This is a genomic window from uncultured Aquimonas sp. (assembly GCF_937888285.1).
Classification (GTDB): Bacteria; Pseudomonadota; Gammaproteobacteria; order Xanthomonadales; family Xanthomonadaceae; genus Aquimonas.
The window spans coordinates 53216-76015 of the sequence record NZ_CALART010000109.1 but is presented as its reverse complement, the minus strand read 5'-3'; the positions used below and the strand labels follow the sequence as shown (position 1 = coordinate 76015).

Annotated in this window: 20 protein-coding genes and 1 pseudogene; 10 read left to right on the top strand and 11 right to left on the bottom strand. The window is 67.9% G+C overall.

Annotated features, from left to right (window positions below; genetic code table 11):
* The first annotated feature begins 72 nt into the window (after nt 1-72).
* The 4 genes from Q0654_RS19660 to Q0654_RS19645 all read left to right on the top strand — a co-directional run bounded on the left by Q0654_RS19660 (nt 73) and on the right by Q0654_RS19645 (nt 5495).
* Nucleotides 73-2415 (top strand): DUF1631 domain-containing protein, encoded by a 2343-nt coding sequence (locus Q0654_RS19660; RefSeq protein ID WP_298856702.1) that lies wholly within the window; start codon nt 73-75, stop codon nt 2413-2415.
* Nucleotides 2416-2610: 195 nt separating this feature from the next.
* On the top strand, nt 2611-3747 hold the full coding sequence (locus Q0654_RS19655) for a Re/Si-specific NAD(P)(+) transhydrogenase subunit alpha (protein WP_298856701.1): 1137 nt from the start codon (nt 2611-2613) through the stop codon (nt 3745-3747).
* Complete coding sequence (locus Q0654_RS19650; RefSeq protein WP_298856750.1) at nt 3744-4037, top strand: NAD(P) transhydrogenase subunit alpha; 294 nt, start codon at nt 3744-3746, stop codon at nt 4035-4037. Before Q0654_RS19655 ends, Q0654_RS19650 begins: the two co-directional genes overlap by 4 nt.
* A 3-nt stretch (nt 4038-4040) precedes the next feature.
* The gene (locus Q0654_RS19645) at nt 4041-5495 is read left to right on the top strand and encodes an NAD(P)(+) transhydrogenase (Re/Si-specific) subunit beta (RefSeq protein WP_298856700.1); all 1455 of its coding nucleotides are present in this window, start codon (nt 4041-4043) and stop codon (nt 5493-5495) included.
* A 182-nt stretch (nt 5496-5677) separates the two neighbouring features.
* On the opposite strand, the gene Q0654_RS19640 is transcribed toward Q0654_RS19645, so the two are convergent.
* The 7 genes and pseudogenes from Q0654_RS19640 to miaB all read right to left on the bottom strand — a co-directional run.
* The gene (locus tag Q0654_RS19640; protein ID WP_298856749.1) at nt 5678-7084 is read right to left on the bottom strand and encodes a mannose-1-phosphate guanylyltransferase/mannose-6-phosphate isomerase; all 1407 of its coding nucleotides are present in this window, start codon (nt 7082-7084) and stop codon (nt 5678-5680) included.
* 270 nt (nt 7085-7354) lie between these two features.
* Nucleotides 7355-7906, bottom strand: coding sequence for a dTDP-4-dehydrorhamnose 3,5-epimerase (rfbC, locus tag Q0654_RS19635; RefSeq protein ID WP_298856699.1), 552 nt, complete (start codon nt 7904-7906; stop codon nt 7355-7357).
* Entirely contained in the window at nt 7903-8781 is an 879-nt protein-coding gene (gene rfbA / locus Q0654_RS19630; protein WP_298856698.1) for a glucose-1-phosphate thymidylyltransferase RfbA, read from the bottom strand. Before rfbA ends, rfbC begins: the two co-directional genes overlap by 4 nt.
* Before the next feature lie 12 nt (nt 8782-8793).
* The gene (rfbB, locus tag Q0654_RS19625; protein WP_298856697.1) at nt 8794-9855 is read right to left on the bottom strand and encodes a dTDP-glucose 4,6-dehydratase; all 1062 of its coding nucleotides are present in this window, start codon (nt 9853-9855) and stop codon (nt 8794-8796) included.
* A 267-nt stretch (nt 9856-10122) separates the two neighbouring features.
* Nucleotides 10123-10569 (bottom strand): rRNA maturation RNase YbeY, encoded by a 447-nt coding sequence (gene ybeY, locus Q0654_RS19620; RefSeq protein ID WP_298856696.1) that lies wholly within the window; start codon nt 10567-10569, stop codon nt 10123-10125.
* Nucleotides 10566-11612 carry a PhoH family protein gene (locus Q0654_RS19615; protein WP_298856695.1) on the bottom strand — a complete coding sequence of 349 codons (1047 nt, stop codon included), beginning with the start codon at nt 11610-11612 and terminating at the stop codon, nt 10566-10568. Before Q0654_RS19615 ends, ybeY begins: the two co-directional genes overlap by 4 nt.
* Nucleotides 11609-12961: pseudogene (miaB, locus tag Q0654_RS19610) on the bottom strand (tRNA (N6-isopentenyl adenosine(37)-C2)-methylthiotransferase MiaB); the annotation flags it as partial. The gene Q0654_RS19615 and the pseudogene miaB, both read right to left, overlap by 4 nt.
* A 178-nt stretch (nt 12962-13139) precedes the next feature.
* Between miaB and Q0654_RS19605 the strand changes: the two are divergent.
* The 5 genes from Q0654_RS19605 (at nt 13140) to Q0654_RS19585 (ending at nt 16485) form a co-directional block, all read left to right on the top strand.
* Nucleotides 13140-13523 (top strand): helix-turn-helix transcriptional regulator, encoded by a 384-nt coding sequence (locus tag Q0654_RS19605; protein ID WP_298856693.1) that lies wholly within the window; start codon nt 13140-13142, stop codon nt 13521-13523.
* Nucleotides 13510-14244: an arsenical resistance protein ArsH gene (arsH, locus tag Q0654_RS19600; RefSeq protein ID WP_298856692.1), complete on the top strand. Its 735-nt coding sequence runs from the start codon at nt 13510-13512 to the stop codon at nt 14242-14244. The genes Q0654_RS19605 and arsH overlap by 14 nt, the downstream gene beginning before the upstream one ends.
* 70 nt (nt 14245-14314) lie before the next feature.
* Complete coding sequence (locus Q0654_RS19595; RefSeq protein ID WP_298856691.1) at nt 14315-14818, top strand: CinA family protein; 504 nt, start codon at nt 14315-14317, stop codon at nt 14816-14818.
* Between the two features lie 133 nt (nt 14819-14951).
* On the top strand, nt 14952-15980 hold the full coding sequence (gene recA, locus Q0654_RS19590) for a recombinase RecA (protein WP_298856690.1): 1029 nt from the start codon (nt 14952-14954) through the stop codon (nt 15978-15980).
* On the top strand, nt 15973-16485 hold the full coding sequence (locus Q0654_RS19585; RefSeq protein WP_298856688.1) for a regulatory protein RecX: 513 nt from the start codon (nt 15973-15975) through the stop codon (nt 16483-16485). The genes recA and Q0654_RS19585 overlap by 8 nt, the downstream gene beginning before the upstream one ends.
* Before the next feature lie 169 nt (nt 16486-16654).
* Here the strand turns inward: Q0654_RS19585 and Q0654_RS19580 are convergent, their stop codons facing one another.
* Entirely contained in the window at nt 16655-17755 is a 1101-nt protein-coding gene (locus Q0654_RS19580) for a hypothetical protein (RefSeq protein ID WP_298856687.1), read from the bottom strand.
* Between the two features lie 327 nt (nt 17756-18082).
* Here Q0654_RS19580 and Q0654_RS19575 point away from each other — a divergent pair, with 327 nt between their 5' ends.
* Nucleotides 18083-19093 (top strand): isocitrate dehydrogenase, encoded by a 1011-nt coding sequence (locus Q0654_RS19575; protein WP_298856686.1) that lies wholly within the window; start codon nt 18083-18085, stop codon nt 19091-19093.
* 117 nt (nt 19094-19210) lie between these two features.
* On the opposite strand, the gene Q0654_RS19570 is transcribed toward Q0654_RS19575, so the two are convergent.
* From Q0654_RS19570 to thiD, 3 genes are read right to left on the bottom strand one after another with little or no spacing between them, the layout of a single operon-like run.
* Nucleotides 19211-21538, bottom strand: coding sequence for a hypothetical protein (locus Q0654_RS19570; protein WP_298856684.1), 2328 nt, complete (start codon nt 21536-21538; stop codon nt 19211-19213).
* Nucleotides 21535-21906, bottom strand: a complete 372-nt coding sequence (locus Q0654_RS19565; protein ID WP_298856682.1) for a hypothetical protein — start codon at nt 21904-21906, stop codon at nt 21535-21537. Before Q0654_RS19565 ends, Q0654_RS19570 begins: the two co-directional genes overlap by 4 nt.
* A 17-nt stretch (nt 21907-21923) precedes the next feature.
* The gene (thiD, locus tag Q0654_RS19560; RefSeq protein WP_298856748.1) at nt 21924-22799 is read right to left on the bottom strand and encodes a bifunctional hydroxymethylpyrimidine kinase/phosphomethylpyrimidine kinase; all 876 of its coding nucleotides are present in this window, start codon (nt 22797-22799) and stop codon (nt 21924-21926) included.
* Nucleotide 22800: the final 1 nt, after the last annotated feature.

Sequence of the window (22800 nt, the reverse complement as noted above, 5' to 3'; positions counted from 1 at the left end):
GTTTCGCCACAATTGCGACCCGTAGACTCGCAGCCCGTGAGGGGGCGAGCATCGCGCCTGAGGACACATGACATGGTCAGCAAGTCTACCCCCGACAATGTACTGGACATCAACGGTCGCCTCGCGATGAAGCCGGGTTTCGACATCTCGTCGCTGGTCTCCGGCCTGCGCGCGCGCGCCGTCAAGCGCCTACCCGCCTTCCTCGGGGAGACTCTGGAGAAGGCGGACAACACACTGTTCGATTTCGTCCAGCGCGCCGACGGCTCCCTGAACCACCAGGAGTACTTCGACGCGATGCGCGAACTGCGCAAGCAGCGTCCGGTGATCGAGCAGCGCTTCGTCGAGCACCTGCTGACTGCGTTCGCCGCCTACGAGCGGCGGGCGCCACTCAAGGTCGATCTGGAGCAGGGCGTGCGCAGCGCGCAGCCGGGCGAGCTTTCGCTGGTGTCCGAAGAGGAGCTCGAGGAGCAGCTGAGCGCGCGCATGGTCGCCGTGGCGATCTCGCGCGGGCTGGGCCCGGCCCTGCACCAGATCAATCGGCGCCTGGGTGCGCTGATCGGCGGCGTCGAGATCGACGACGACAACAGCCCTGTTGGCCCCGCCCACATCGCGCAGGCCTTCCGCGGCGCGCTCGCCGGCCTCGACATTTCGGTGCGGGTCAAGGTCCTGCTGTTCAAGCTGTACGAGCGCGAATTCCAGCGCCTGCTGCCCGCGTTCTACGTGGACCTCAACAAGGCCCTGGTCGAGTCTGGCGTGCTACCCGAAGTGCGTCACAGCGTCGCTCGCCGACCGGGCGCCCCGCCGCGGCCCGTGGATCCGATGCGCGAGGCGGAAGCCGAAGGCGGCTACGCGCCGCCGCCGCGCGAGTACGCCGAACAGGCCCCGGTCAGCCCGGCCGCCGAGCAGGCGCTGTTCTCTACCCTGCACGAGCTGCTCGAGTCCTACCGCGGCGCGCGCGGCGGTCGCGGCGCTTTTTCGGTGCCTGCCGGCCATGCGGCCCACGGCGATCGCTCGGGGGTCGGCGACACCGAGCCGTTGCGCCCGCTCTCGCCCAATGAAATGCTCTCGGTGCTATCGCTCTACCAGAACGAGCTGCCCGATTCGGTCAGCGACGCCCTTGACGACCCCGAGCAGAGCTTGGCGCAGCGGCTCAAGCAGGAGCTGCTGACCGGCGCCGAGCGCCTGGGTCTGGACCCCAACACCTCGCGCATGAGCGCGGCCGACGAGGACGCGATCGACCTGGTCGGCATGCTGTTCGAGGTGCTGCTGGAGGAGCGCGATTTCCATTCGGACACGCGCAAGACGATCAGCCGCATGATCGTGCCCTTCATCAAGGTCGCGCTGCTGGACCGCCGGATGTTCCTGCAGAAGTCGCATCCGGCGCGCCGCCTGCTGAACTCGCTGGCCGAGGCCTGCGAAGGCAATACCGGTGAGGCGCCGCAGGATCGCGAGCTGCTGGATCGCGTGCGCCGCACGGTGGACAGGCTCGCGGTCGAGTTCAACGAGGACGTCGCGATCTTCGAGACGCTGGAGCAGGAGTTCCGCGAATTCATTGAGCAGCATCGCCGGCGCATCGCGCTGGCCGAACGACGCGCGGCCGAAGCCCAGCGCGGCAAGGAGCGTCTTGAGTTCGCGCGCGCCGCGGCCACGGCCGAGCTCAACCGCCGCCTTGAGCTGCACCCCGAACTGGCGCCGGCGGTGGATTCCTTCCTGCGCCGCTACTGGGTCCACCACGTCACCCTGATGGGCCTGCGCGAGGGGCACGACGCACCCAAGTACCAGGCGGCGCTGGCTGCCGGTGACTCCCTGCTGGGCGCGTGGTCGGAGTCGCGCGAGCGCCGCGCGTTTTCCGAGACCGCGTTTTCCGCGCTGCGTCCGCAGCTGGAGCCGGTGCTGCAGAGCGCAGGCTGCGTGGGCGCGGCGGCGGACGAGGTGCTGCAGTCCCTGCTGGCGGCGCTGAGCCCGCGAGCGGCTTCTCCGGAGATCCAGCAGCAGCTGGCCGGTGCAGTCGAGCGCAATGCACCGCCGATGGACTCGCCAACCCTGGCGACAGCCAGCAGCAGCGAGGAGATCGAAGCCGAGCCCGATCCGCTGGCGGGCCTTGAATTCAACGCCGACGATGTCGAGCGCATCCGCAAGCTGCCGGTTGGCACCTGGGTGCAGTTCATCGACGAGGAAGGCAACGCCCAGCCGGCGAAGCTGAGCTGGCAGAGTCCGATCTCGAACCGCCTGCTGTTCGTCAATCGCCGCGGCCTGCGCTACTGCGTGGCCTCGGCGGAAGAGCTGGCGGCGATGATCGGCGCCAAGCGCCTCGTCATCCGCCAGAACGATGCGGCCTTCGAGCACGCCATGAACCAGGTGCTCGGCCGGCTGCGCGCTGGCGGCAAGGGTGCCGAGGGCGACAGCGCCGGCTGAGCCTGGCGCGCATCCAGCGGGAGTGGGAGTGCGCCGCGCCACGCCCTGTCGTCGCGATGCGTCTTCTTGCGCTTGGGCGGTTCGCCAGTGACCGATCCGCATATGCCTGTGCCGCGATGGCCGCGACTGCGCTGCGCGCGCCCTACGACTTTCGGCTAGCATCCCCCGGGGTTTCAGCAAAGGGGAGGTGTGCACATGGCGGGTACCGTCAGTGCCGTCGTCGAGCGCGTCGCGGGTGAACGCCGCGTAGCGCTGACGCCGGAAGTCGCAAAGAAGCTACGCGCCGCCGGCGTGTCCGTGCTGATGCAGAAGGGGGCGGGCGTCTCTGCAGCCTTTCCCGACAGCGCCTATGCCGACGTCGAGTTCGTCGACACCGCGGCCGAAGTCCTGTCTCGCGCCGACGTGCTGCTGAAGGTGCAGCCGCCCGAAGCCGACGAGATCGCCGCACTGAAGGAAGGCGCGATCGTGATCGGCTACCTGCAGCCGCACACCGGTGACGACCGCGTGCGGGCGCTTCGCGACCGCAAGCTCACCAGCTTCGCCATGGAGCTGCTGCCGCGCACCACCCGCGCCCAGGCCATGGACGTGCTCAGCTCGCAGGCCGGCATGGCCGGCTACAAGGCGGTGCTGATCGCGGCGCAGACCAGCGGCAAGTTCTTCCCGATGCTGACCACCGCCGCCGGCACCATCCGCCCGAGCAAGGTGCTGATCGTCGGCGCCGGCGTGGCCGGCCTGCAGGCGATTGCGACGGCCCGTCGGCTCGGTGCCCAGGTCGAAGGCTTCGACGTGCGCCCCGAGACGCGCGAGCAGATCGAATCGCTGGGCGCGAAGTTCCTCGACCTCGGCGTCAGCGCGGCAGGTTCGGGTGGTTATGCGCGCGAGCTGACGGCGGAAGAGCGTGCCGAGCAGCAGCGCAAGCTGGCAGAGCATCTGAAGGGCATCGACGTCATCGTCACCACCGCCGCCGTGCCGGGTCGCCCAGCGCCGAAGATCATCACCGCCGCCATGGTCGAGGGCATGAAGGCGGGCAGCGTGATCGTCGACCTCGCGGCTGAAACCGGCGGCAACTGCGAGCTGACGAAGGCCGGTGAGACGGTGCGTACCGCCAACGGCGTCGACGTGGTCGGGCCGACCCATCTGGCCTCGATGGGCTGCATCCACGCCAGCGAAATGTACGCGCGCAATCTCTACAACTTCCTGGTGCTGTCGATCAAGGACGGTGCGATCAGCTCCGACTGGAGCGACGAACTGGTCGCGCAGACCTGCCTCACCCATGCCGGCGAGATCAAGCACGGCCCCAGCAAGCAGCGGATCGAGGGAGGAGCGGCCTGATGGACGGCTTTGTTGCGCTGTATATCTTCATGCTGGCCGCGATCTGCGGCCACGTCATCATCTCGCGCGTGCCGGTGATCCTGCACACCCCGCTCATGTCCGGCTCGAACTTCGTGCACGGCATCGTGGTGGTGGGCGCGATGATCTCGCTGGCCCATGCCGACACCACCCTGGAGCGCACCATCGGCTTCCTCGCGGTGCTGCTGGGTGCGGGCAATGCGGTGGGTGGCTATGTCGTCACCGAGCGCATGCTGGAGATGTTCAAGTCCAGCAAGAAGAAGGAGGGCTGATCGATGAGCCTTCCCGAACTGCTCGACCTGCTGGCCAAGTCCAGCTACTTCGCCGCGGCCCTGCTCTTCATCATCGGCCTGATGCAGATGGGCTCGCCGGTGACCGCCAAGCGCGGCATCAAGTGGGCCGGCGTCGGCATGGTCATTGCCACCGTGGTCACCTTCTTCGCGCCCAGCACCTGGGGCACGCACGGCATCGATCCGCTCAATCTCGGCCTGATGGTCGTGGCGATCGTGCTGTCCTTCGTGTTCTGGGTCTGGGGCAAGCGTGTACCGATCACCGACATGCCGCAGATGGTCGCCATCTTCAACGGCATGGGCGGCGGCTCGGCGGCGGCGATCGGCGCCTATGCGCTGATCAACTCGGCCGCGCACACCGGCGCCTGCACGCCGGTCGACATGGCCGCGCATGCCTGCATGGACACCACCAAACTCGTGCTCGCCGTGCTCGGCTCGCTGATCGGCGCGGTCTCGTTCTCGGGCTCGGTCATCGCCTGGGCCAAGCTCGACGGGCGCCTCGACAAGCGCTTCAGCTTCAGCGGCCAGCAGATGGTCAACCTGCTGGTGTTCGTCGCCTGCCTGGGCCTCGGCGCCTGGCTGGTGTTCGAGCTCGACGTGCGGGTGATCATCGCCTTCTTCGTGCTCACGCTCATCTTCGGCGTGCTGATGACCCTGCCGATCGGCGGCGCCGACATGCCCGTCGTGATCTCGCTGTACAACGCGTTCACCGGCCTTGCCGTGGCCTTCAAGGGCTATGTGCTGCAGAGCGAGTCGCTGATCATCGCGGGCACCGTGGTTGGTGCGGCTGGCATGCTGCTGACCCAGCTGATGGCCAAGGCCATGAACCGGCCGATCAGCAACGTGCTGTTCTCGAACTTTGGCGGCAGCTCGGGCGAAGCACAGGCGATCACCGGCAGCCAGAAGCCCATCGAGGCGTCCGACGTCGCCGCGATGATGGCCTACGCCGAGCGGGTGGTGATCGTGCCGGGTTACGGCCTCGCGGTTGCCCAGGCCCAGCACAAGGTGTGGGAGCTGACCCAGCAGCTGATGAAGCGCGACGTCAAGGTCAAGTTCGCGATCCATCCGGTCGCCGGCCGCATGCCGGGCCACATGAATGTGCTGCTCGCCGAGGCCGGCGTGCCCTACGACCTGATCGCCGACATGGACGACATCAACCCGGAGTTCGCGATCACCGACGTCTCGCTGGTGATCGGCGCCAATGACGTGGTCAACCCGGTGGCCAAGACCGACCCGGCCAGCCCGATCTACGGCATGCCCATCCTCGACGTGGTGAACTCGAAGAACACCATCGTCATCAAGCGCGGCCGCGGCACCGGCTTCGCTGGCATCGAGAACGCCCTGTTCTACGCCGACAACACCCGCATGCTGTTCGGCGACGGCGCCAGCATGGTCAATCAGCTGGTCGCCGAGCTGAAGGCGCTCGACGGCGGGCACTGAGAGGCCGGGATTCGGGATTGGGGATTAGGGATTCGCGGGCGGGTCTGCGCTCTTGCTGCGGCGGCCGCGGAAACTGATGACTTGAGAACTGCCTCAAAAGCAAACGCCCCGGTCTTGGCCGGGGCGTATCTTGTTGTGGTGCTCGCCACTTGACTCCGGTTGTTGGCGTCGCAGCGCTCGGCTCACGCCATGCGGCCGTAGACGTCCTCGAAGCGGACGATGTCGTCCTCGCCCAGATAGCTGCCTGACTGCACTTCGATCATCTCCAGCGGCAGCTTGCCGGGGTTCTCCAGTCGATGCATTACGCCGAGCGGGATGTAGGTGCTCTGGTTCTCGGTGAGCAGCAGCACCTCCTCGCCGCGCGTCACGCGGGCCGTGCCGCTGACCACGATCCAGTGCTCGGCGCGGTGGTGGTGCATCTGCAGGCTGAGACTGCCGCCCGGCTTGACGGTGATGCGCTTGACCTGGAAACGCTCGCCCGAGTCGATGCTGTCGTAGGCGCCCCAGGGGCGATAGACCTTGCGATGCCAGACCGCGTGGCTGCGGCCGTCGGACTTCAGCGTCCCGACCAGATCCTTGACCTTCTGCAGCTGGTCGCGGCGGCCGACAAGGAGGGCGTCATCGGTTTCCACGACCACCACGTCTTCGAGGCCAATCAGCGTGATCAGGCGCTGGCCGTGGGCATAGGTGTTGCGGCAGTCGATGGCGATGACGTCGCCGCGATGCGCATTGCCCTGGTCGTCCTTTGGGCTGACTTCCCACAGGGCGCCCCACGAACCGACATCACTCCAGCCCGCGTCCAGAGGCACGACGGCGGCATGCGGGGTGTGCTCCATCACCGCGTAATCGATGGAGTCCGCGGGGCAGCCTGCGAACGCTTCGGTATCCAGGCGTACGAAGTCCTCATCCCGGCGCGCTTTCGTCAGCGCATCCCGGCAGGCGGCCAGCATGTCCGGCGCGAGACGTTCGAGTTCTTCCAGGTAGCGACTGGCGCGGATCAGGAACATGCCGCTGTTCCAGTAGTACTGGCCGGAGGCGACGTAGTCCTGCGCAGTGGCGAGATCGGGCTTCTCCACAAAGCGTTCGACCGCGCGCGCACCGCTGCCCTCGGTCGCCTTGATGTAGCCGTAGCCGGTCTCGGGCGAGGTCGGCACCACACCGAAGGTCACCAGCTGGCCGGCTGCGGCCGCCGCCGTGGCTGCATGCACCGCCGCGTGGAAGGCCTCGACCTGCTGGATCAGATGATCCGAAGGCAGCACCAGCAGCAGCGCATCCTCACCGCTGCGGGTGGCTTCCAGAGCCGCAACCGCAATGGCGGGAGCAGTGTTGCGGCCCACTGGTTCGAGCAGGATCGACGCTGGCGTCACCCCGGCCTCGCGCAGCTGCTCGGCGATCATGAAGCGGTGGTCGACGTTGCCCACCACGATGGGGCGGCAGGTGGTGAGCGTGGCCACACGCTTCCAGGTCGCCTGCAGCAAGCTGTCCTCGCCCGTGAGCGGCAGGAACTGCTTGGGATAGGACTCGCGCGAGAGCGGCCACAGACGGGTGCCGGAGCCCCCGGAGAGGATGACGGGAAGGATGTCCTGCATGGCCATGGGCGAGATCGGTCAGAGAGGCGGGAAGGGTAGCGCAGGCGGCAGTCGCGAGGCCGTTGCCATGGGATCCAGAGCGATGCAAGCGGTCGCTGCGTGAACGGGGGCAAGGTCATTGTCGCCGCGCAGCGCGCACGTCGCAGAAGCTTCCGGGCCGAGCCTGCGCCGAACCGTGAGTCTCTGCTCAGAGCGTGTGAGTAGGCTCAGACGTCTTAGCGAAGGCGGCCGGAGGTGGCTGCAGAAGCCGGATGGTTTTTCCACGTGCTCTCAGTAGACCGGCAGGCGCTCTTGGGCGACCTCGCCCAGCAGCGGAGCTGCGCGGTCCTTGGCCGACAGCTCGGGGGCCGCCACCGGCCAGTCGATCGCCACTGCAGGGTCATCCCAGCGGATGCCCTTGTCGGCCGCAGCGTCGTAGGGCGCGCTGCAGAAGTAGTGGAACAGGGCGTGCTCGGAGGTCACCGCGAAGCCGTGGGCGAAGCCGGGCGGAATCCAGAACTGGCGCTGGTTGTCGGCGCTGAGCACGACCGCCGCCCACTTGCCGAAGGTTGGCGAGCCGCGGCGGATGTCGACGGCGACATCAAAGACCTCGCCCTCGAGCACCGAGACCAGCTTGCCCTGCGGGTTGGGCAGCTGGTAGTGCAGGCCGCGCAGCACGCCGCGCGCGGAGCGCGAAACATTGGCCTGCACCGCGTCCATGAAGATGCCGTGCTGCGCATAGCGCTCACGGTTCCACTGCTCGAAGAAGAAGCCGCGGGCGTCGCCGAACACGCGCGGCTCGATCACCAGGCAGCCGGGCAGATCGGTCTCGATGACTTTCACTTGGCCAGCCCCAGCTTGAGCAGGCTCATCAGGTACTGGCCGTAGCCATTCTTCAGCAGCGGCTGCGCCAGGGCCTCGAGCTGGGCAGCATCGATCCAGCCGTTCATGTAGGCGATTTCTTCCGGGCAGCAGATCTTGAGACCCTGCCGCGCTTCGATGGTCTCGACGAAGGTGCCGGCCTGCAGCAGGGATTCATGCGTGCCGGTGTCCAGCCAGGCATAGCCGCGGCCGAGCTTCTCGAGCTTCAGGCTGCCGTCTTCGAGGTAGCGCCGGTTGAGGTCGGTGATCTCGAGCTCGCCGCGCGGAGAAGGTTTCAGCTCGGCGGCGAACTCGGGCGCGCGGCCATCGTAGAAGTACAGGCCGGTGACGGCGTAGTTCGACTTCGGCGTCTTCGGCTTTTCCTCCAGGCCAATGACGGTGCCGCTGGCATCGAACTCGGCGACGCCGTAGCGCTCGGGATCGCGCACCCAGTAGCCGAACACCACCGCGCCGTTCTGCAGGGTCGAGGCGCGGCGTAGCTGCTCCGAGAAGCCGTGGCCGTAGAAGATGTTGTCGCCCAGAACCAGACAGCTGGGCTGGCCGGCGACGAACTCGCGGCCGATCAGATAGGCCTGCGCCAGGCCGTCGGGGCTGGGCTGCACGGCGTAGTCGATGCGCATGCCCCACTGGCTGCCGTCGCCCAGCAGCTGCTTGAACAGGGCCTGCTCATGCGGGGTGTTGATCACCAGCACTTCGCGGATACCCGCCAGCATCAGGGTGCTGAGCGGGTAGTAGATCATCGGCTTGTCGTACACCGGCAGCAGTTGCTTGCTGATCGCCTGGGTGATCGGATACAGCCGGGTGCCGGAGCCGCCGGCGAGGATGATGCCTTTCATGGTCGGGTTTCCTCAGGCTTCTTTGCCGGTTCCGATGCGCTCAAGCCGATAGCTGCCGTCGAGCACGCGCTGCACCCAGTCCTGGTGCTGCAGGTACCAGTCGACGGTTTCCTCGATGCCCTGCTCGAAGCTGCGCGAGGGCGCCCAGCCGAGCTCGGACTTCAGCTTGCTGGCGTCGATGGCGTAGCGACGGTCGTGGCCGGGGCGGTCTTTGACGAAGCGGATCTGCGATTCGCGCGGCTGTCCGTCGGCGCGCGGGCGACGCGCGTCCAGCAGGCGGCAGATGGTGTGCACGACCTCGATGTTCTGGCGCTCGGCATCGCCGCCGACGTTGTAGACCTCGCCGACGCGGCCGGCTTCGAGCACGCGCGCGATCGCGCGGCAGTGGTCGCCGACATAGAGCCAGTCGCGCACGTTGCGGCCGTCACCGTAGACCGGCAGGTCCTCGCCGGCCACCGCGCGCTGGATGATCAGCGGGATGAGCTTCTCCGGGAACTGGAAGGGGCCGTAGTTGTTGCTGCAGTTGGTGGTCAGCACCGGCAGCCCGTAGGTGTGGTGATAGGCGCGCACCAGGTGGTCCGAGGCCGCCTTCGAGGCCGAATAGGGCGAGTTGGGCTGGTAGGGCGTGGTCTCGGTGAACTTGCCGGTCTCGCCCAGCGAGCCGTAGACCTCGTCGGTCGAGACATGAAGGAAGCGGAAGCGGCCGCGTGCGGTCTCGTCCAGCTCCGCATACCAGCCGCGGGCGGCTTCGAGCAGCTGGAAGGTGCCGACGATATTGGTCTGCACGAAGGCGCCGGGGCCGTCGATGCTGCGATCGACGTGGCTTTCGGCAGCGAAGTTCACGATCGCATCGGGGCGGTGCTCGGCGAGGAGCTTCTGCACCAGCGCTCGGTCGGCGATGTCGCCCTGCACGAACACGTGGTTGGCGTTGCCGTCGAGGCTGGCCAGCGTGTCGCGGTTGCCGGCGTAGGTCAGGGCATCAAGGTTGACCACGCGATGGCCCGCGGCCACCTGCTGCAGGACGAAGTTGCCGCCGATGAAGCCGGCGCCGCCGGTGACCAGAAGTGTGCTCATGCGAAAGACAGGTCCATGGGAAGAATGGCTCCAGACCGCGGAACGGTGCGGAAGTTTAAGGCAACACTGATCAAGTCCATCCTGGCCTGGATCAGTGATCGCGAGTCCGGCGAAGGTCCGGGCTCGTTCGGCCGCTCCGCGGCGACGCCTTCGCTTCTCTCGGTTGCGCTGGATCAAGCGCTTGCGCGCTCGGTCCGCGGGCGCGCCCTCACTGGCGCGCGACAACGCTGGATTCTTCAGCCTCGCCTTGATCAGTCCGTGCAGCGCTCAGGCGTAGGGGTCCGGAATGCCCAGCCCGGCCAGCACCTCGCGCTCGATTGTTTCCATGGCCTCGGCTTCGGCCTCGTCCATGTGGTCGTGCCCGAGCAGGTGCAGCACGCCGTGCACCAGCATGTGCGCGTAGTGATGCTTGAGCGGCTTGCCTTGTTCCTCGGCTTCGCGGGCGACGACGGGAGCGCACAGCACCAGATCGCCGAGGATCGGCAGCGGCACGCCCGGCGGCAGTTCGGCCGGGAAGCTCAGCACATTGGTGGCGTAGTCCTTGTCGCGGTAGTCGCGATTGAGCGCGCGGCCCTCGTCGGCGTCGACGATGCGCACCGACAGCTCGCCGTCCTCGCGGCGGCCAGCCAGGGCGGCTTCCGCGTAGGCACGCAGGGTCGCCGCGGCCGGCAGGCCGGCGCGCGACAGTCCGTAGCTGATGTCGATCCTGCTCATCCCTGGGCCTTCGGCGTCGAGCTCTCGGTGGCGGCCTGCGCCTCGCGCTTGGCCAGCTCGCGCACCTCGTCGCGGCGGTCGTAGGCACGGACGATGCGCGCCACCAGCGGATGCCGCACCACGTCGGCGGCGGTGAAGAAGGTGAACGAAATGCCCGGCACGTCCTTCAGCACCTCCAGCGCATCGCGCAGGCCGGACTTCTGGCCGCGCTGCAGATCGATCTGGCTCAAGTCGCCGGTGATCACCGCGGTGGCGCCGAAGCCGATGCGGGTCAGGAACATCTTCATCTGCTCGACCGTGGTGTTCTGTGCTTCATCCAGAATCACGAAGGCATCGTTGAGCGTGCGTCCGCGCATATAGGCCAGCGGCGCGATCTCGATCACGTTGCGCTCCAGCAGCTTGGCCACGCGCTCGGTGCCGAGCATTTCGTACAGCGCGTCGTACAGCGGCCGCAGGTAGGGATCGACCTTCTGGCTCAGATCGCCCGGCAGGAAGCCGAGCTTTTCACCGGCCTCGACGGCAGGGCGCACGAGCATCAGGCGCTGGACGCGGTTCTCGTTGAGCGCTTCCACGGCCATCGCCACGGCGAGAAAGGTCTTGCCGGTGCCGGCGGGGCCGATGCCGAAGTTGATGTCGTGGGTGGCAATGGCGTGCAGGTAGCGCGCCTGGTTGGGGCCGCGGCCCTTGACCACGCCACGCTTGACCTTGATCGCGACTTCCTGGGCGCCGCGCGCGGCGTCGGCGATCGTGCGTTCGACCAGCGCGTCGACGCCCGCGTCCTGCAGCCGCAGGTGCACCGCGCCCGCGTTCAGCACTTCCTGCCCGGTGTCGGCGTAGAGATCGCGCAGCACCCGCTCGGCCTTCTCGGCGAGCGGCTCTTCCCCGATCACCCGGAACACACTGCCGCGGTTGGCGATCTCGACGCCGAGCCGAAGCTCGATCAGCCGAAGATGCTCGTCGAGAGGGCCGCAGAGGTTGGCGAGGCGCTCCAGGCTGTCGGGTTCGAGCACGAAGTCGCGCTGGACGAGCGCGCCGAGGCTCACGCCGCCTCCGCGTCGTCGCGCAGCTGTACGCGGCCGCGCAGGGAGTTGCTCATGGCCTCGGTGATCAGCACGTCCGCAAACTCGCCGACAAGGCGGGCAGGGGCGGCGAAGTTCACGAAGCGCATGTTCTCGGTGCGGCCGGTCAGCTCGTTCGGGTCCTTCTTGCTCGGGCCTTCGACGAGTACGCGCTGCACGGTGCCGACCATGGCCTGCGAGATCTTCTTCGCATTGGCGTCGATCGCCGCCTGCAGCCTCGCCAGCCGCGCGCTCTTTTCCGCAGCCGGCGTCTCGTCCGGCAGGTTGGCCGCCGGGGTGCCGGGGCGCGAGGAGTAGATGAAGGAGAAGCTCTGGTCGAAGCCGATGTCCTCGATCAGCTTCATCGTGGCTTCGAAGTCGCGCTCGCTTTCGCCTGGGAAGCCGACGATGAAGTCCGAGCTGATCGAGATGCCCGGCTTGGCTTCCTTCAGGCGGCGGATCTTGGCCTTGTATTCCAGCGCGGTGTGGCCGCGCTTCATCGCCGCCAGGATGCGGTCGGAGCCCGCTTGCACCGGCAGGTGCACGAAGGACGCCAGCTGCGGCACGTCGCGATGCGCTTCGATGAGACTGTTGCTGAACTCGACCGGGTGCGAGGTGGTGTAGCGGATGCGGCCGATACCGGGGATCTCGGCGATCGCGCGGATCAGGTCGGCGAGGTCGGCGGTGCCGGCGTCAGCGTCATTGCGGTCCAGCGCGCCGCGGTAGGCGTTGACGTTCTGGCCCAGCAGGTTCACTTCCTTCACACCCTGCTCGGCCAGCTGGGCGACCTCGACCAGCACGTCCTCGAAGGGCCGGCTGACTTCCTCCCCGCGGGTGTAGGGCACCACGCAGAAGGTGCAGTACTTGCTGCAGCCTTCCATGATCGAGACGAAGGCCGTGGGTCCTTCGGCGCGCGGCTCGGGCAGGCGGTCGAACTTCTCGATCTCCGGGAAGCTGATGTCGACCTGCGGACGCCCGGACTCGCGCTTGGCCTCGATCATCTCGGGCAGGCGGTGCAGGGTCTGCGGGCCGAACACCAGATCAACGTAGGGCGCGCGCTTCAGGATGGCTTCGCCCTCCTGGCTGGCGACGCAGCCGCCGACACCGATGATGACCTTGTCGTTCTTCTTCTTGAGCTGCTTCCAGCGGCCGAGCTGGCTGAACACCTTTTCCTGCGCCTTCTCGCGGATCGAGCAGGTGTTGACCAGGATGACGTCGGCCTCGTCCTCGTTCTCGGTGAGTTCGAGGCCGTGCGATTCGGCCAGCACGGCCGCCATCTTGTCCGAGTCGTACTCGTTCATCTGGCAGCCGTGGGTCTTGACGAAGAGCTTGCCGGCCATGGGTGTCGGTCCTGCGAGTGGGGCGATGCGCGCATGTGCGCGGCGCCGGTGTTGGGCGCGCCGGGGACAAGGTTGGCGTGCGCGAAGCCGGCAATTGTAGGCCGCGCAGTGACTTGGAGCCACGCACGCCGCGGGCCTTGCATCAATTCGAGAATTCGGGAAATATCAAATAATGCAATCCGACCTCGCGCTTCGTCGCCTCGCAGCCCTCGCCCAGCCCACGCGTCTGGCGCTGTTCCGTCGCCTGTTGCGTCGGGGTAGCGAAGGTGTATCGGCGTCTTGGCTCATGGCCGAGTTCGGCATCGGCGGAACCGCGCTGTCTTTCCATCTGAAGGCGCTGCTGCGCGCAGGTCTGATCGACGGCGTGTCCAGTCCGGATGGCCCGCGCTACCGGGCCCAGCCGCGAGCGCTCGGCGAGCTGCTGGAGGCGATTGCCGCGGAGTGCTGCATCGAAGCCGAGCGCGGCTGCGATCTTGATCGACGGTCCAACCCCCCGACCACGGCCACCTTGGCCGTACCACTGCGAACCCAGGAACCTCTGCATGCCCCTGCGTGAATTGCCCGACCCTGACCACCTGCCCGCGCTGGATGAGCGCTACGCACAGGCACGCCCGGCCGAAGGGCTGGGGGATGCTTCACCGCCGCGGATCCTGCTCTTGTACGGCTCCCTGCGCGAGCGCTCGTTCTCGCGGCTGGCAGTGGAGGAGGCCGCGCGCCTGCTGCGCCATTTCGGCGCCGAGGCGCGCATCTTCGACCCCTCCACCCTGCCAATGCCGGACCAGATCCGCGGCGATGACCACCCTGCGGTGCGCGAGTTGCGCGAGCTGTCGCTGTGGTCCGAGGGCCAGGTCTGGTGCAGCCCGGAGCGGCATGGAGCGATCACCGCGGTCATGAAGAATCAGATCGACCACCTGCCGCTGTCGATGGGGGCGGTGCGCCCCACCCAGGGCCGCACGCTGGCGGTGATGCAGGTCTCGGGCGGTTCGCAGTCCTTCAACGCGGTCAACACCCTGCGTCTTCTAGGGCGCTGGATGCGCATGTTCACCATCCCCAACCAGTCCAGCGTGGCCAAGGCCTGGCAGGAGTTCGACGAGCACGGCCGGATGAAACCCTCGCCGTACTACGAGCGCATCGTCGACGTGATGGAAGAGCTGGTGCGCTTCACCGTGCTGCTGCGTCCGCACGCGGAGCAGCTGGTCGATCGCTACTCGGAGCGGCGCGAAGCCGGGCTCAAGGCCGAAACAGCCGCCCAACTCGCGCAGGCCGCCGTCGCCTGAGCGCAGCGACTTGCCTGTTGCGCAGGGGCTGGCCATGCTGGCCGGCCTTCGATTGTCCGCGGCACCGCCCATGCACTCTCCCTCCGACTCAGAACTGCTTGAGCTCGCCACGCAGGTGGGTGCGCGCCTGCAGGCCGAGCGTCTGTCCCTGGTGACCGCCGAGAGCTGTACCGGCGGCTGGATCGCCAAGATGATCACGGACGTGCCGGGCTGCTCGGCCTGGTTCGAGTGCGGCATTGCCGCCTACAGCTACGAGGCCAAGCAGGGTCTGCTCGGGGTGCGCCCGGATACCCTGCTGGAGCACGGCGCGGTCAGCCGCGAAACCGTGCTGGAAATGGTTTCGGGTGCCTTGACCCACGCCGGGGCCACGGTGTCGGTGGCGGTCACTGGCATCGCGGGACCCAGCGGCGGCACCGAGGACAAGCCGGTTGGCACGGTGTGGCTGGCCTGGAAACGCCGCGGTGGGTATCCGCGCGCAGAACTGCACCACTTCGAGGGCGACCGTGAAGCCATCCGACGGCAGACCGTGGCGGTTGCCCTGCGCGGAATCCTCGCAATTCCGACCCCGGGGTAAGCCTTTCACCGAGGCCCTCACCCGGGGCTGTGGGATACTTTGGGCCCTGCATCGCGGCGGCGGTCTCAGTCCCTGAGAACGCGCTTCCGCAGCCTCCCCGCACTTTCAACGACGACGCCGTCAAGGATCCGCCATGGACGACAACAAGAAGCGCGCCCTCTCCGCAGCCCTGTCCCAGATCGAAAAGCAGTTCGGCAAGGGCGCGGTGATGCGCATGGGCGACCAGGCCATCGAGAAGGCCGAGGTCATCGGCACCGGCTCGCTGATGCTCGATATCGCGCTGGGCATCGGTGGCCTGCCCAAGGGCCGCGTGGTCGAGATCTACGGTCCCGAGTCCTCCGGCAAGACCACCCTGACCCTGCAGGCCATCGCGCAGTGCCAGAAGCAGGGCGGTACCGCCGCCTTCGTCGACGCCGAGCACGCGCTCGATCCCACCTATGCACTGAAGCTGGGTGTCAACGTCGACGACCTGCTGGTCAGCCAGCCCGACACCGGCGAGCAGGCGCTGGAAATCGCCGACATGCTGGTGCGTTCGAACGCCGTCGACATGGTGGTGATCGACTCGGTGGCCGCGCTGACGCCCAAGGCCGAGATCGAAGGCGACATGGGCGATCAGCTGCCCGGCCTGCAGGCTCGCCTGATGAGCCAGGCCCTGCGCAAGCTCACCGGCAACATCAAGCGCAGCAACTGTCTGGTCATCTTCATCAACCAGCTGCGCATGAAGATCGGCGTGATGATGCCGGGCCAGAGCCCGGAAACCACCACCGGCGGCAATGCCCTGAAGTTCTACGCTTCGGTGCGTCTCGACATCCGCCGCATCGGTGCGGTCAAGAAGGGCGACGAGATCATCGGCAACCAGACCAAGATCAAGGTCGTCAAGAACAAGATGGCGCCCCCCTTCAAGCAGATCGTCACCGAGATCCTGTACGGCGAGGGCATCAGCCGCGAAGGCGAGCTGATCGACATGGGCGTCGAGGCAAAGCTGGTCGAAAAGTCCGGCGCCTGGTACGGCTACGGCAGCGAGCGCATCGGCCAGGGCAAGGAGAACGCCCGCCAGTGGCTGAAGGACAATCCGGCCGCTGCGGCCGAGCTGGAGGCCAAGCTGCGCGAACTGTTCGTGCCGACGGTGGCCGTGCCCGGTGACGACAGCTCGGATGGCTGATGCCGATGAGCCCGACCGCCGCGCGCGCCGCAGCAGCGTGCTCGCGCGTGCGGTCGCGCTGCTGTCGCGGCGCGAGCATTCCGCCCTGGAGCTGCGCCGCAAGCTGATCGAGCGTGGATTCGAGCCCGCCGAGGTGGATGCCGCCCTGCAGCGCCTGCAGGGCAATGGTCTGCAGGACGACGCGCGCTTCGCCGATGCGCTGGCCCGATCGCGGGCCAACCGCGGTCGCGGACCACTGCAGCTGCGCGCGGAGCTCGCGCGACACGGGCTGGCCGAGGGGCTGGCAGCGGAGGCGATCGAACGGGCCGAGAGCGACCAGGACTGGGTCAGCCGGGCCCTTGAGCTCGCGCAGAGGCGTTTGCGCGGCGCCAATCCGAAAGACCCACGCGAGCAGCGTCGCCTGGCGGACTTCCTGCTGCGGCGCGGTTTCCCCGGCACGATCGTGCGCAGCGTGCTGGTGCGCATCGGAAGCGATCTCGAACTGGAAGAGCCCGGGCCGCCCTGAGCCGGTGTCAGGTCCGCTCGACGGAGCTTTCAGACGCGGTTTGCAAAGGGTGACTCACCACAGGAGTGGCCAGAATGCGGGGCAGGGCAGTCGTGTCGCCTGCCCGCTGTCGGGGGCAGCCAAGCGCACGCCAGGGCCTATCCGCTGTTTCCGCGCTCAACTGTTGGCGTCAGTCCGCGCCCAGCAGCAGCATCCGCACCGGGCGACCTTCGGCGTCCACGCCTTCCATGCGGCGCAGGCCGATGCGATCGAAGCTGTACTCGCGCAGATCCTCGCCCTGCAGCAGCCGCAGGCTGCACAGCTCGGGGATGCGATCGCTGCGGGCGCCGCCCATGGCGCAGGTCAGGGTGATCTCGCCCGAGGCGTCGAGCAGAGTGAACTCGCCGCGGCCGCCCTGCAGCGCCACGAAGGCGAACTGACGCGCCTCGACCTCGCCTCCGGCGTTCGCGGCGGGCGCCAGCAACCACTCGCCGGCCCAGGCGCTGGCGGGCGAGGACGCAAAGCCGAAACGCACGATCTCGATCTCGCGCAGGCTCAGGTCGCCGGTCGTGGACTCCAGGTAGGCGAGCCACAGGCGCGCGCGCGAGGGCGACAGCGGTTGGATCAACATCGCGCCCAAGCTCTGCAGCTCACGCGGTTCGCGATAGCGCGCGTGCGGGCCTGCGCCTGACGACAGCCGGCTCAGGCCAAGCCTGCTGAACTGCGCGCCGACGCTGCCGGAGCCCAGGCTCCAGTCGGGATCCCCGGCCTCGTCGTAGCCGTAGAGCACAGCACTGAGGATGCCGCCTTGCCGCTCGATATTGATGCCGATGCCGCGGCCGGCGAACGCGTTGGCAAGCCCTGGGTCCGCCCACCAGTAGCCGCTTTCCAACGCTGGCGCAGGGTCATTGGTGCCGGCCATGGCCGCGAGCTCGAAGCCACGCAGGCGCACGCCAGCACTGGAGCGGACAACGTAGTGGATCTGCTGCACGCCGGCGGCCCCAAGCCTGGCGGCGCCGAGCTGGCCGGTGTCGAGGCTGTAGTCGCTGACCGCATTGCCGCAGAACCGTGCTTCGCTGGTATCGCGGGCGATCACCCAGATCTGCGGGCCATCCACCTCGACGGCTTCGAGCTCGGGAACGCAGGCGTTCGGCCATGAGTCCTCGACCCTGACCGTGAACGCTTCGCCGACCCGCTCTGCCGACTGCTCGACCGTGATGCGGGCGCCTGCGGCCTGGCCAAGCGCCGGGGCAAGGATCAGAAGCAGTAGCGAAAGCCAGGAACGAGGCATCGAGCGTCATGGGCGTACAGGAAAGACGGCTACTCTACCATCCGACTGCGGCTCCCGTCGGCCGCTTCCGGGCTGTCGCGGCCTCGGCGCTGCGGCCGCCTCGCGGCTGAACCCCATGACCAGCGGAGGGTTACGCAGGCTTTGCGTCTTTCGGATAATGGCGGGTCAACCGGGCGGCCGCTATGGTGGCGGGCCAGGCCGGAACGACGTCACCGGCCGATCCGCGGCCCGCGGTATTCGCCATCACACCGGGCCTCGACGGCCGCGTGCCCTGACGGCGCGACGCGCCCCGCCCTCGACTCCAGACCAGCAAACGGACCCTAATTTATGAGCACCACAATCGCGGTCATCCGCGGCGACGGCATCGGCCCCGAGATCATGGACGCTACCCTGCATGTGCTGGATTCGATGCAGCTCGGCCTGAAGTACGAATTCGTCGACGCCGGCATGGTGGCTCTGGAGAAGCACGGCGAGCTGCTGCCGGCGGCGACACTGGAGGCCATCGGTCGGCTGGGTGTGGCGCTCAAGAGCCCGCTGACCACGCCGGTGGGCGAGGGCTTTTCCTCGATCAACGTCGAGCTGCGCAAGCGCTTCGACCTCTACGCCAACGTGCGTCCGGCGATCTCGTTTCCGAACACCAAGGCGCGCTACAGCGGCATCGACATCATCACCGTCCGCGAGAATACCGAAGGCGCCTACATCGGCGAAGGCCAGACGGTGTCGCCGGATGGCGATGTCGCCACCCTGACCCAGAAGATCACCCGCAAGGGCTCGGAGCGCATCGTCCGCTACGCCTTCGAGCTGGCCCGCAGCGCGGGCCGCCGCAAGGTCACAATCGTGCACAAGGCGAACATCCTGAAGAGTACCTCGGGCCTGTTCCTGAAGATCGCCCGCGAGGTGGCCAAGCTGTACCCGGACATCGAGTGCAACGAGATGATCGTCGACAACACCTGCATGCAGCTGGTGATGCGTCCGGAGCAATTCGACATCATCTGCACCACCAACCTGTTCGGCGACATCGTTTCCGACCTCTGTGCGGGGCTTGTCGGCGGGCTGGGACTCGCGCCGGGCGCGAACATCGGCGAGAAGGCGGCGATCTTCGAGGCCGTGCACGGCTCGGCGCCGGATATCGCTGGCCAGGGCATCGCCAACCCCTGCGCCCTGTTGCTGGGTGCCGCACAGATGCTCGGCCATCTCGGCATGGAGCCCCAGGCCAAGCGGCTGCGCGCGGCGATCGTGGCGACGCTGGAGGCGCGCGACCGCGTCACGCCCGACCTCGGCGGCAGCGGCAACACCATGGATTTCGCGCGGGCGATCGCGGAGCGGGTTGTCGCCTGAACGGCGACCGGGCAGTCGCACGCCCTGCAGACAGAAGGGGCGACGTGCCAGGCACGTCGCCCCTTCATTCTTCTGGGCCGCCTGTGCACGGGTGCGCAGGCGGCGTGGCATCGGCGCTCAATTGCCGCCGAGGGTCGGGTCACTGTTCGGGAACAGGTTGACCGCGCTGCGCTGGAAGCGCCCGCCCTCGGCGCCCGGATAGGTCAGGTCGAAGCTGATCCGGTTGCCCTGCGCAGCTGCGCCGCCCTGCACCAGGTCGAGGCTCATGCTGCCGATGGGTTCGGAAAGCACGATGCCGCTGGTGGATGGGCAACTCCGGCAATAGCCCTGCACCTGCCGCAGCGGCTGCGCCTGGCCCGGCACGAAGTCCGTCACCTGACCGATGGCCCAGCGCGGTTTTCCGCTCGCGTCGGCGTAGAACAGGATCGAGAACAGACCGTCGGCCGGCGCACCGCCCGAGCCACTGCCGTCGAAGCTCTGCAGGGCCAGCCCCCAGCCGCTGTCGCCCAGCGAATACCAGATGCTGCTGAAGTCGCGCTGCACCCGTGTGGGCGTCACCACCGGCTGCATGCACCACTGGAAGCGCTCCTGGTTGATGCGCACCGACATCACCGCCAGGGGCCCATCGAGGCGGCGCGAGGGGTGGCCGTCGTGGCAGGCAGGGTGCACGCTCGCGTCGTTGAAGTCGATGCGCACGCTGCCGGCATAACCCGCGCTGCTGTCGGAGACGGAGTTGTTGGGGCCAAGATAGGTCTGGCGCAGCAGCGAGTCGCCGAACTGGTTGCGGCGCGGGATGAAGACGCCGTCGACAATCGGGCCTGTGGCGATGTACCACTCCGGGGCGCCATTCGCGTCGAAGGTGTAGAAGCCCAGAAAGTACTCGGCGGGGCGGTTGCTGATCGCCGGCGAAATCAGGCGGAAATCGATGCCGTGCCCGCTGCGGCTGGGATCGTAGAACTGGTAGCTCGGCGCGCGACCGAACGCGCGGCCCGGATGCGCGGCGGTCCGCCAGCCGAGATCGCGCAGCATGCCGCCGGCGATGCCGAGTTCGCGTGGTGCGGCCGCGCCGATGGTCGGATACATCAGCTGCACGCCATAGCTGGACTGGCTGGCGATGTGCGAGTAGGTCGATCCCGGGGCGATGCTGGTCGGAGCATGCAGGCGGATGAAGCTGTCGGGCGGAGCGAAGTTGAGCGTGGGCGCTGCAGCGATTGCCGACGGTCCGGCGAAACGGAGGCGCCACGGCGTGGACAGCGCTGCCGCACGTTCGGCGTCCGAAATCCGGAGGAGTTCGCGGTAGCCGCTGGCGTCCGCGTCAAGCGCCACCGAGCGTGCGCCGTAGATGTCATCCCAGATGGGCAGGCCGTCATTCAGCCGCAGCTTGGCGCCGACCGGGCCGTCCTCGCCCTCCTCCAGATTCAGCAGACCGAAGATGCCGAGGCCATGCAGCACCTCGTGCATCGCCACCGAAATGAAGCTGCTGCCCGATCCTCCAGCGCTCAGCCCGTAGTCGAAGGCGGCCGCACCGGCCTGGTCAAGACGGTTGTTGAAGGTCGCGCGGAGGTCGAACGTCGTTGCGCAGCTGCCTCCGCTGAAGCGGCAGCTGGTGGTTCCCAGCTGCTGCGCGGCGGCGGCCGAGGCGTACCAGGTGTAGCCGCGCTCGAAGCCGGGCAGGTAGGACCCGAAGCCGATGTCGTTGACGAACAGATTCTGTGGGCCGGCCTGGGCCAGAGTGAAGCGGGTGCCGCTGGCGTCGCCGAGGTCGTTCCAGCAGGCCTCGACGCGCACGGGCACGCGCGGCCGTACCTGCTGGGTCAGCAGGCGCGCCGCTTCCTGTGCCGCGAAGCGCCGCTGCTCACCCAGCGTGGTGCCGGGGTTGCCGCGTTCGGGCGTGCGCGGTTCGCTGCTGTTCCAGCCGCTGGTGTCGCAGGGGCGCTGGCTGCTGCCAGCACTGTCGAACACGAACTGGATGTCGGCGACCGGCGCCTGCGCGGCAAGGCTCAGCGACAGCCGCGCGTCGGCGGCGACGCTGGCGAAATTGATAAGGCCGAGGTACCAGCGACCTTCGCTCAAGGGGATGGCGTTGGCGGCGTCGATCACCAGGAATTCGTCGCCGAGCTCTCCGGCCGAGCGGTAGTGCGCCTGATCGAACAGCTGGTTGACGTCAACGCCCAGGTTGGCCTCGGCTCGCAGCTCGAACGGCGTGTGCTTGCGCAGGAGCAGGTCGACATCGTGGCTGGGGTTGGTGGCGGCCAGCTCCAGTCGCATATGGGTGATGCCAGCGGGGACGTCAACGACCCAGGAGGTGGTGATCTGTCCAGCGGGCAGCGTGATCTGCTGCGGCTGGCCAGGCGTGAGCGGGATTGCTGTCGACTGCGCGCCTGCGGGGGCTGAAAGCAGGCCTGCCAATGCCATCGCGAGCACAGCTATCAGCCGCCTGCTCATCGCCGATCCTCCGCGCCGCCCCGATCGGAGACACGCTGCGGCAGGTGATCACACTGGAAGTGCAGGCTGCCATCGGCGTGGCGATGGCCGCGCAGCTCAAGCACGACCGGAGTCTCGGCGCGGACTTCGACTCGTGGCTTCTGTTCCCCCGCGGATTTGCCGGGAGGGACCCAGATCGGATGGAACTCGGGCTCCGTCTTGCCGGACGAGGCCGCCGCAACCGTCACCAAGGAGGCCAGCGTAGCCAGCAGGGCAAGGCAGGTGATTGGTTTGCAAGGATTGCTCATCGGGTCCGCTCGCTGGGCGTTGATCTGGTGGACGGGGGGAAGCCTACATCGACCGATCAGCCTCGGGCTGTGAGGGTTCATGGATCGCGGTTCGTGCATCAGTGATCGGTTGGATCCGGCTCCGCGCCGCGGGATTCGTGTTCGCGCCGGTACTGTGCGCTGGCTCCCTGATGGTCGAGCACGGAAAGTGCGCCGAGCCCCGGTCGGTACGCTCCGGACAGCGCCCTGCGCACATAGCCCACCGCCCCTTCGACCGCCTGCGGGACGTCGATGCCGCAAGCCAGCAGGGCGGCGACGGCCGAGGACAGGGTGCAGCCGGTGCCGTGCGGCTGCAGGTCGAGGCGGGGCTGGGTCCAGACCCGCAAGCCCGACCCGCCGTACAGACGATCGCACACCTGTGCGCCCTCGTTCAGGTGGCCGCCCTTCATCAGGACCCAGGAGGGGCCGAGCGCCAGCAGATCGGCGGCGGCCGCGGCGACGGCTTCCGCATCCGTCAACGCCCTGCCGACGAGGACTTCAGCCTCAGGCAGGTTCGGCGTGAGCACGTGGGCCCGCGGCAGAAGCTCGTCGCGCAGGGCTTCGATTGCCTCTTCGGCGAGCAGGCGCGCGCCTGAGCTGGCCACCATCACCGGATCCAGCACCACCGGAATCGCCGGATGCAGGGCGAGGGCCTCCGACACGCAGCGGATGCGTGCGGCATCGGCGAGCATTCCGATCTTCACCGCGCGGACGTCGAAGTCCTCGAGCAGGCACAGGATCTGGTCGCGCAGGAACTCGACCGGGGGCAGGTGCACGGCGTGGACGCCGCGACTGGTCTGTGCGGTCAGCGCGGCGATGGCGGTGAGGCCGTGCACGCCGAGCGCCGCGAAGGTCTTGAGATCGGCCTGGATGCCCGCGCCGCCGCCGGAATCGGAGCCGGCGATGCTGAGCACGGAGACCGCGCGGGTCGCTGCGGTGTTGTGAATATGCGACATC